The 10,064-nt window shown below is 37.1% G+C and carries 8 protein-coding genes; 3 read left to right on the top strand and 5 right to left on the bottom strand.

Translation table 11 applies throughout. The features are described from left to right. Positions 1 to 75: 75 nt before the first annotated feature. The gene (locus B5D82_RS03450) at positions 76 to 312 is read right to left on the bottom strand and encodes a helix-turn-helix domain-containing protein (protein ID WP_081149267.1); all 237 of its coding nucleotides are present in this window, start codon (positions 310 to 312) and stop codon (positions 76 to 78) included. Between the two features lie 101 nt (positions 313 to 413). Here B5D82_RS03450 and B5D82_RS03445 point away from each other — a divergent pair, with 101 nt between their 5' ends. The 3 genes from B5D82_RS03445 (at position 414) to B5D82_RS19830 (ending at position 3,342) form a co-directional block, all read left to right on the top strand. Continuing rightward, entirely contained in the window at positions 414 to 938 is a 525-nt protein-coding gene (locus B5D82_RS03445) for a hypothetical protein (protein ID WP_081149265.1), read from the top strand. Beyond that, complete coding sequence (locus B5D82_RS03440; protein WP_081149264.1) at positions 935 to 2,332, top strand: DEAD/DEAH box helicase; 1,398 nt, start codon at positions 935 to 937, stop codon at positions 2,330 to 2,332. The genes B5D82_RS03445 and B5D82_RS03440 overlap by 4 nt, the downstream gene beginning before the upstream one ends. An 866-nt stretch (positions 2,333 to 3,198) precedes the next feature. Next, positions 3,199 to 3,342 (top strand): hypothetical protein, encoded by a 144-nt coding sequence (locus tag B5D82_RS19830; protein ID WP_157673831.1) that lies wholly within the window; start codon positions 3,199 to 3,201, stop codon positions 3,340 to 3,342. A gap of 355 nt (positions 3,343 to 3,697) precedes the next feature. On the opposite strand, the gene B5D82_RS03435 is transcribed toward B5D82_RS19830, so the two are convergent. From B5D82_RS03435 to lspA, 4 genes are all read right to left on the bottom strand, one after another. After that, positions 3,698 to 6,826: an efflux RND transporter permease subunit gene (locus B5D82_RS03435; RefSeq protein WP_081149262.1), complete on the bottom strand. Its 3,129-nt coding sequence runs from the start codon at positions 6,824 to 6,826 to the stop codon at positions 3,698 to 3,700. 10 nt (positions 6,827 to 6,836) lie between these two features. Further along, positions 6,837 to 7,727, bottom strand: a complete 891-nt coding sequence (locus tag B5D82_RS03430) for an efflux RND transporter periplasmic adaptor subunit (protein WP_081149260.1) — start codon at positions 7,725 to 7,727, stop codon at positions 6,837 to 6,839. A gap of 70 nt (positions 7,728 to 7,797) precedes the next feature. Then, positions 7,798 to 9,090: a TolC family protein gene (locus B5D82_RS03425; RefSeq protein WP_081149259.1), complete on the bottom strand. Its 1,293-nt coding sequence runs from the start codon at positions 9,088 to 9,090 to the stop codon at positions 7,798 to 7,800. A 442-nt stretch (positions 9,091 to 9,532) separates the two neighbouring features. Beyond that, entirely contained in the window at positions 9,533 to 10,063 is a 531-nt protein-coding gene (lspA, locus tag B5D82_RS03415; protein WP_081149257.1) for a signal peptidase II, read from the bottom strand. Position 10,064 lies beyond the last annotated feature (1 nt).

Raw genomic sequence — 10,064 nt, 5'->3', positions numbered from 1 at the left:
ATTATGACATAACAAACTGAAATATATGAATTTACTTTTATAAAAATGAGTAGTGATGGTTAAATTGATTTTAAGTTAATCTAGATCAATTTTATGCTTTAGTCTTGAAGGCATTATCTCTTCAAACTCACAATTTAGTGCATTAGTCAGTTTGTATAATGTTTCTAATTTAATATTAACAGCACCTCTTTCCATCTTACCGTAATTACCCCTTTCTATGCCTACATACGCGGCAAAACTCTCTTGAGAGTAACCAGCAGATTTGCGTTTTAAGCGAAGCATTTTACCGAATTCTTTAACTAAATCACTCACCTTATTTTTCCTTCAGGCAAAATGATTAGATTTTCATGTTGAGCAGTAAAGCACCACGCCCTATAATACCCATTATTGTTATATGTTGATTAGGATTTACTTTGAAATTTGACCATTTTGTAGCTCAAATTATTGTCGCAACAAATTTTGATCACTTCACAACGAGCGATGTCAGGTCCGCTTATTTAGCCTTGAAAAGCGACTCTTCTTTAGATCCTGCAAAAGTTAGACGAAATATATATGCCGAACTTTTAAAGCTGGTAAAAAAGGGGTGGCTGAAGAAACGGATATCGAATAAAAAAGGATTCACCCGATTCAATAAAACAGAAGATTTTGATATTAATGTAATAACAATACTGGCTAAGTTTGAAGTAATTAATTCACCTAAAAAACAGAATGATAAGCAAGTGAAATTATTTGGTAAATTGAATCACTATAAAGCTGAACTGCTATTAAATATTGGTGAGTCTGAAGCTTATAAAGAGCTTTATTCAGAGTTTCCTGAGTTAGTTGATGAATTACAGCCGCAATACAATAAGGCTAGAGATAACAACACCAGAATATTAGGGAAGATCAGGGCTATTGAAGGCTTACTTAAGCAAGATGAACCACTAGAGAAAATATGAAACTAAGACAATGGCAAGCTGAGTGTATTAATTTAGCTTTAACACAATATCAAAATGGCACTAGCCATTTTTTAGCCTTAGCAACACCAGGATCAGGTAAAACCTTGATGGCATCTGAATTAGCGAATCAGTTGTTAAAAAATAACATGGTTGATTTAATCATCTGTTTTTCACCTTCTTCAATTGTTTCTCAAGATTTTAGTGAAAGTTTGCAGTTAAAAACTCAGGAACGATTTGATGGGTTGATAGGGGCTAGAGGGAGATCTTTAACGTATCAAAATTTGCAGTATTTAGATGTTAATTTTTGGCAGTTATTTGAACGGTATCGAGTTTTCGTGATTTTTGATGAGATTCATCATTGTGCGGGATCTAATATTGATAATGCCAATTCATGGGGTGAACAGATAATACTGAACATTCAAGATAAGGCTAAATTTACATTAGCCTTAACGGGAACGCCTTGGCGCTCAGACGCGGCTCCTATTGTTCTTTCAAACTATATGCACCCTAGCAACAAAATATCGTGTGATTATGTTTATGGGCTTTCTGAGGCTATTACAGATGATGTTTGTCGTGTGCCGCAGATAATTGCGATTGATAATAATAATATTTCGGTTGTAGATGACGTTGAGACAAAAACATTCAGTAGCTTTAAATCTTTATTAATGGAGTCAGTAGTTCCTTATCAGGAGATTATTGAAAATGAAGCGGTAATTAAATACGTAATTTCTTCTGCACAAAAAAAGCTAAGCTCAATAAGAACAAAAAACTCAGACGCGGCAGGCTTAATTGTTGCTTCATCTGTTGATCATGCACGAAAAATATCAACATTAATGAAAACCTGCTTTAACGAAGATACCGTTGTTGTTACCTACAGGGAAAGTGAGCCAACCAGTATTATTCAACAATTTAGGCATGCACAAACTAAATGGATAATTTCGGTAGGTATGATCAGCGAAGGAACAAACATTCCTCGTTTACAGGTTTGTTGTCATCTCACCAATATAAAAACGGAAATGCACTTTAGACAGATTTTAGGCCGAATACTGAGAATGACGGGTTCTAAAAATCAAGAGGCTATTATGTACATGCCTGCTGAGCCAAAGCTTTTAGAGTACGCATACCGTGTTAAACAAGACGTTCCTTTTGAAGCTGATGTTGTTAAGTTTGAGAAGATGAAAGCTGTCCTTCAAGAGGATATTGAAGGTAAAGATTTAAGTGCTGTGACTTTCGATAAGAAAAGAGCAAGTCCACCGAAGCTAGAAGTTGCTTTAAATGGGTTTGATGATGTGGTTGAAAAACATTTTTTGACGAATGCTTATGAACGAGTGATCAATATATCTGGTCGTTTTCAACAAGAATCTATAGCGTTGGGGTTGAGTGAATTGAGGTGATTTATGTTAACGATTGAAACATTTAAAGAACGGTTAGAGCGGACTGAACGTTCAGATTGGCTACAATGAAGTCATCAAAATTACTCTTGTGAAAATATCATCTAAAGCAATTCTTTCAGCTCCTGTTGTGCGTCATATTTGATTCTTTGATAGTCTGTGGTAAAAGTGGTCATGATAGTGCGTATTGTTGACGGTAGCGTTTGCTTTACTAACGGCAGCTCCAAGACTTAAAGCAGTCGTTAGCATCTTTGATGCGCTTATGACTTCTGCTCCGACCAAGCGGTCCTAAACTAGACAATGAAGTTCTTCTAAATTTTTAACTTGAAACGTGAAAAATCAATACTCAAGTTTGATTATAAATACTGATATAGACCTTAGACTTGGCTTATCTAGCGACATTTGAACCGATGAAAATAAGCCCTGCTTTAGATAATAGAATTGTTCTAAATTTCATCAGGAATCTATAAAGTCAAAAATTCTAATTTGATTAGAAAATAGCAAAGCGGACATTAGATTAATATGATTTTAGGTATTAAATTTATGATTCTATGGCACTTAGGGGCACTTAGGGGCACATAGTGAGATAGCAATTATCACAAAAAGAAGTCAAAATTATGATGTAAATGTATCTTATTAAATACTCTGCTTCGTCACTTGAGTTAACTTCTGAATATTCGGAAAAACGTCTTTTACAATCACGGTATTTAGACTTATCCCTTTCTAATTTTCATCTTTCATAAAATGATCAATTTTTATTGTCGGGTTTTTATCTGCTGAGCTGTTATAGTTTTATAGTTTTATAGTTTTATAGTTTTATAGTTAATTTATCTCTGAGTTTTAAAGGCTCATTGAGGGAGAGTACTGGTATGCCCAAAGGGCCGTCTTTAGATACGTATTTAAACGACTTGCCGTCACTTCGACGCTTTGTAGTGCGTGATGAGGACGTAGAAGATATTTTGCAGGAAACTTATGTTCGTGTATCTGGCAAGGACAGAATGCCTCAATACTAAGAGTAGAAAAGAATTCTTCAGTTAGATGATGATACATAGTTTGAAAAGAACACCATTACCGCGAGAGCGGTTTAGTTCAAAGGTGGTTTTGTTGACTATCAAGATGAAGGTAGCTCAATGTCTAATGAACACTAGAAACAGCTCGAAAATCCATTGATGCTAACGTCCGGTCGTATCTTTGCTGACCATATTGGATCGTTGACGAGTTACAAAATTTTTCTCAGGTGTAACTTAAATGTTAAATTTCCTCATCGTGTGACGCATTTCTCATTATTTGTGACGTTCCACATATGTTCATAGTGGAAGTGAAAAAATTCAAAGCAGCTTAACTATAAATTAAGCTGCTCCCTTCTATTTAAATTTCACTAGATTGCTGTTTCTTATTCTCAGAGCCATGTGCCCATAGGTATAAAACAGGTAATACAAACAAAGTTAAAATTGTGGAAGATACAATACCCCCAATTACAACGGTAGCTAGAGGTCGCTGCACCTCCGCACCAATTCCTGTATTTAACGCCATTGGAATAAAGCCCAAACTAGCAACTAAGGCGGTCATTAAAATAGGTCTTAAGCGAATTATAGCACCTTCAATGATAGCTAAATAAAGATCACCTTTTTCATGCCAGAGATCTCGAATAAAAGCCAACATAACCAAGCCATTTAATACAGCGACACCGGACAGCGCTATAAAACCGACACCTGCTGAAATTGATAAGGGCATGTCTCTTAAATAAAGTGAAAATACGCCCCCCGTCAACGCCAAAGGAACACCACTAAATATAATCAACGCATCTTTTAACGAACCAAATGCGATGACTAAAATGCCCAATATAACGATCAATGTTATAGGTACTACCATGCTTAATCGTTTACTTGCTGACTCTAGCTGCTCAAAAGTTCCTCCATAATCAAGCCAATATCCTGCTGGAATTTCTCCTTCTTGATTAATTTTAGTTTTCACATCCTCTACAAAACTTCCTAAATCTCTACCACGAACATTAGCTGTAACCACAACTCTTCTTTTTCCGTTCTCACGGCTAATTTGTGCTGGTAAAGATTCTGACTTAAGTTCTGCAACTTCTTCAAGAGGTACGTAGCTACCATCATCAAGCGGAATTGGCAGAAACTTCAATCCATCGATATCCGTTCTTATTTGCTCAGGGAGACGAACAACTAACTCAAAACGCCTGTCACCTTCATACATTATCCCCGCAGATTCACCTCCAATTGCGGCGGCAACCCAATCTTGCAATTCAACCACACTCAGACCATATCTGCCCAATGCATCTCGTTTGGGAATAACAGACAATGAAGGTACACCAGTAACTTGCTCCATACGGACATCTGCTGCGCCATCGATGGTTTTCACAATAATTAAAATATCTTTTGCCGTAAGTAGTAACTGATCCAAATCGTCACCAAATACTTTGATCCCCAAGTCAGCTCGAACTCCTGAAATCAACTCATTAAAACGCATCTGAATTGGCTGAGTAAATTCATAGTTGTTGCCCGGAATATGCTTCAGTGCTTCTTCCATTTCTTCAACCAATTCACTCTTTGGTTTTTTTGGGTCATACCAATCCTTACGTGGTTTTAAAATCACAAAAATATCGGCAATACTCGGTGGCATTGGATCGGTAGCCACTTCTGCGGTTCCAATGCGAGAAAACACTTTATCAACTTCAGAAAATGCCTTTATACGTTGCTCAAGTACCTCTTGCATTTCAACAGATTGTTCAAGACCAGTTGAAGGTATTCTTAATGCTTGTACCGTTATATCTCCCTCATTTAGCTGCGGAACAAATTCAGTCCCCAGTGTTGTTGCTAACCAAAGACTATATCCCATTAAAAATGTCGAAAATAAAACGATACCCCAACGGAATTTCAACGCCATTTTTAACAATGGTTTGTAAACAGATTTGGTTGAGCTGATCACAACACTTTCTTTTTCGCTGATTTTACCTTTCATAAACACAGCTACGGCAGCAGGTACAAGTGTTACAGATAAAATCATCGCTGAAATTAAAGCCATAACTACGGTTGCCGCCATTGGGTGGAACATCTTACCTTCAACGCCAGTTAGCGTGAAAATAGGTATATAGACCACCGTGATAATTAGAACACCAAAAAGGCTTGGTCGTATGACTTCTGATGTGGCTTCATAAACAGTATTCAAACGTTCTTTCAAATTTTGCCTATAATCGTTGTGTTGTGCTTCTGCTAACCGACGAACAGAGTTTTCAACAATAATGACAGCACCGTCAACTATCAAACCGAAGTCCAATGCGCCTAAACTCATTAGATTGGCAGACACTCCGGTTTTTACCATACCAGTGATTGTCATTAACATTGATAGTGGTATTACAGCAGCCGTTATTAATGCTGCGCGTAAGTTTCCAAGCAACAAGAAAAGCACAACAATAACTAAAACAGCACCTTCAACGAGATTTTTAGTGACTGTCGCAACAGCCTTGTCTACCAAAGTTGTTCTATCGTATACGGCTTCAGCGGTAACGCCTTTAGGAAGGGATTGCTGTATTTCGCTTAGCTTTTGTTTTACTTCCAATGCTACGGTTCGAGAGTTCTCTCCAATTAACATCATGGTAGTACCCAAAACAGTCTCAATGCCATTGCGAGTAGCGGCTCCTGTCCTAAGCTCTTTCCCTATTCCAACACTAGATACATCACCTATTTTTACAGGGGTTTCATTATTTTTCTTGATTACAATATTGAGTATCTGATCGATTGTTGCAAGTTGGCCAATGGATCGAACCAACACTTGCTGTCCGCTTTTTTCAATATAGCCAGCGCCACGGTTATCATTATTTTTACGTAATGCATCTGAAACATCTTCGAAGCTAACTCGATGGAATAGTAATTTTTCAGGATCGGGAGTTATATGATACTGCTTGTTATAGCCACCAATACTATTTACCTCAATGACACCTTTAACCTGAGCTAATTGCGGTTTTATGATCCAGTCTTGAATTTCCCGCAAGGCAATGGCGGTATACGGCTCTCCGTTAGACATTTTAGCGTCAGGAGAAGCTTGAACTGTATACATAAATATTTCACCAAGCCCTGTAGAAATAGGACCCATTTGTGGCTCTAAGCCAGAGGGAATAACGCCTTTTATCGCAGCTAACCTTGCATTTATTAGGTTTCGGGCAAAATATATATCAGTTCCCTCTTCAAAGATAACGGTCACTTGAGATAAGCCGTATCTTGAAAGGGAGCGAGTGTGAGATAGCTTTGGCAAACCTGCTAGAGCTGTTTCTATTGGAAATGTTACCCGCTGCTCGGCTTCTAAAGGTGAATAACCGGGTGCAGAAGTGTTTATTTGTACTTGAACGTTTGTTATATCGGGGACGGCATCAATAGGAAGCTTTTGAAAACTCCACATACCAACACCGATAATAACCAACAACAAACTTAATACTAAATAGCGCCTATTTATTGCTAGACGCAAAATTGATTCAATCATATTACGTCTCCTAATCGTCGTCTTCTACTTCAGATTTCAATATATCTGCTTTTATCAGATAACTGTTTTTATTTACATATTCAGAGTTTTTATTAAGACCATCAACAACTTCTATGTAGTAATTATCTGAACGACCTAACACAAGCGGTGTAAATTCATATTCTTCACCTTCTTTCACAAATACACCTATTCGGCCCCCCAGCTCTTGTAGAGCTATTTTTTCGACGGCTAGATCAACCTCAAATTGACTTACCCTAATACTTCCCTTTAGGAGTTGACCTGAAGTTAGATTTAGCGCTGTATTGTCTAATCGCACTCGCGCTAATACATAAGGTTGATCTTTAGATGGAATTATATTGGTGATTGTTGAGTTGAATGTTTGCTCGCCATGCATAATGTCAACATGTTGACCGACTTTGATTTGATTATATTGGTTAGTAAAAACCTTAAATTCGGCCCACAAAGTGTCAAAATTTACGATTTCAAACAAGCTGGTGTTTTGAGTGATACCGCCAACGTTTCCATTTCGCTGTAAAACTACCCCAGAAATAGGAGACGTAATTTTATATGTATTCAAGCTTTCGTTAGATTCAATAACGGCTAATAAATTGCCTTTTTTTACGTTATCACCAACGGTGAAATTTATCGTCTTTATTACGCCGTTATATCTTGCACCAACTTGAAATAACTGTTCAGCGCCTATCGTCGTAGCGCCGTATACAGGAATGGTCTGGTTCAATATTTTTGATGACAGGTTGGCTGTTTCAACACCAACCCTTTTTGCCATACTATCTTTAATTTTACTTATGCCTTCTTCGCCTTCATCTTCGCTAGCGAAAACACTTTGAATGGGTGACAAATACCCAACAAAAATCAATAGTGCGAGTAAATAGTTTTTCATTTTTAAATCCTAAACAAATCAGTTGATAACTGAATTAAAAAATATGGTTAATCGTAAAGTGATGCCTTTTTTATAATGACAGCGCTTCGTTTGTTAATTTTTCTATTTCTGCCCCATAAATTAGAGCGGCAGAAGCAGCATCAATAAGGGTACGTCGTGCATTTAACAATTCTTGTCTAGCAGATACATAATCAAGATAGCCATATCTTCCTTTTTGATAGGCCAATTGAGTATCTTCCAGGGCTTCCTCTAGCATTGGAATAACCGACTTCCTTAATGCATTGGCAGTTAATATTGCTTGTTTTCTATTAGAGTATGCTCGTAGTAAATAATTTCTAAACCTCAGCTTAGTTACCTCTTTATCTACGACAACTTGATCACGTTCAGCTAACGCACTTGCAATTGCACCTGAATTTCGCTTTTCTGCAAATAAGGGCAAGCTAAAACCTGCTACTAGTGCTGTATCATTGCTTTCTTGAGAACGTCTTACACCTACAGACCATTTAATATTGGCATTAGACTCAGTTTTAGCTAACCGTATTTCGGCCTCTTTTAATCGCTGTTCATTAGCATAGATTTGAATAGCAGGGTTGTTCTCTAACTGAGCAAAAAGGCTGTTGAAATCACTATCATGACCAAACTGATAAAGGTCGCCATTCACTCTAGAGAAGGATACCGAGGTCTCTCCCCAATAGGCTGCTAATGAGAGTTTTAAATATTCTAAGCGTTTGTGTTCAGATTGAACTGTTAGGTTAGCCTGAGCAATAACTGCCTTTGACCGTTTCACTTCAGCCTCCGGTGTTGCACCTGCGCGATTGCGTTGAGATACAATTTTTAACGTTTCTTCTGCTAGGTCAAGTGCATTTTCAGACAATAAGACTCTTTGTTGAGCTGCAAGCACCTCAACAAATTTTTCAGTAACCTGAGCCATTAAGTTAAGTGCCGCAACCTCTTTCTCAGCGATGAGTAACGCTCTAGAACTTGAAACAAGTGCTATTCTCGCCGAGCGCTTATTTCCCATTTCAATAACTGAAGACAAAGCGACAGTTAGTTCCGCACTATCAAACTGATTGAATTTTCCTGAACCAGCAAAGTTTTCAGCTTCAATGTCCAGTTCATAAGCAGGAGTTAAATTTGCTGTTCTTTCACGTCCAATTAACATGTTTTGTTTGAATTCAAATATTTTTAGTTCGGGATTTTTTTTAAGTGTCCATTGAATAGCATCTTTGAGGTTTAGTTGCTTTTCAATGGCGTAAACATTGACTGTAAAAAGTGATAAAGCAAGACAAACAATATATTTAACCTGAGGTGTTACACACCTCCTAATTGCTATCTTACGATACACTGATGTATTGAGTACCATATATACTTTCCTGTAAATTTATATTGTAATTTAGGCCGTTAAAGTTTGGCCTTTCTGACTAGGTGTGAAAATCTAGGTGTGAAAATCTAGGTGTATTTAGGAGGTCGAAATGGCACTGACATGTATGTTTTTAGTTCACTAGAAACAAACGAAAAAGCGGGGAAATAATCTATTGTTTGTAGAATATTGCAGGGCGAGTCTACATTTAAAAATATGTGACAAGAGTAGCAATAACGGCAATCATCAGCCACGACAGAATCATGCATCAAATCGATATCAATAACTTCTGAAAAATTAGACAGAGAATCAGACTTAGTTATTGATGTTTTAGAATAACTATCAACTAAACGCCCTTCGAAAGAAAACAGAACGGATTGTACCGCTACCAAAATCATTATCATGTATGATATGCATGGTTTTAAATAGATTGGTTGCAATAGCTTCATTGCTCTCTAGCACGATATTCTGTAATTGTAACCACTTTAGAATTAGGCAGAGCAATTAATGAAATTAACAAACAAATACCACAAATAATTGTTACATCAGCAAAATTAAAAGCAGGCCAATGGCTACCTTTCCAATAAAAATCTAAAAAATCGACTACATTTCCCCTAAGCAACCTATCGCTTAAATTCCCTAAAGCTCCCCCTAGAACAAATGAAAAGCCAAGTAACTCTCTCATTGACTGGCTTTTGTTAATCATAAAAATCAACCAAAGAGATGTAATTGAGGCAACACATGCAAAAAAATAACGCTGCCACCCTCCAGCATCAGCAAACAAACTAAACGCTGCGCCTTCATTACGAAAATGTACAATGTTAAAAAAGTATGAAACGTCTGTAGAACCATGTAATGGGAGTAGTAAAACAACAAAATATTTCGTCACCTGATCTAAAATCAATAAACTCAAAGCGAACATATACCATGTGTTCTTGTTCTTTTTAATATTTATACTATCAACAGATTTAATCATC

Origin of the sequence: Cognaticolwellia beringensis (assembly GCF_002076895.1) — a bacterium.
Taxonomy (GTDB): Bacteria; Pseudomonadota; Gammaproteobacteria; order Enterobacterales; family Alteromonadaceae; genus Cognaticolwellia; species Cognaticolwellia beringensis.
The sequence above is the reverse complement of the archived record's forward strand: the minus strand, read 5'-3'. Positions and strand labels throughout refer to the sequence as shown.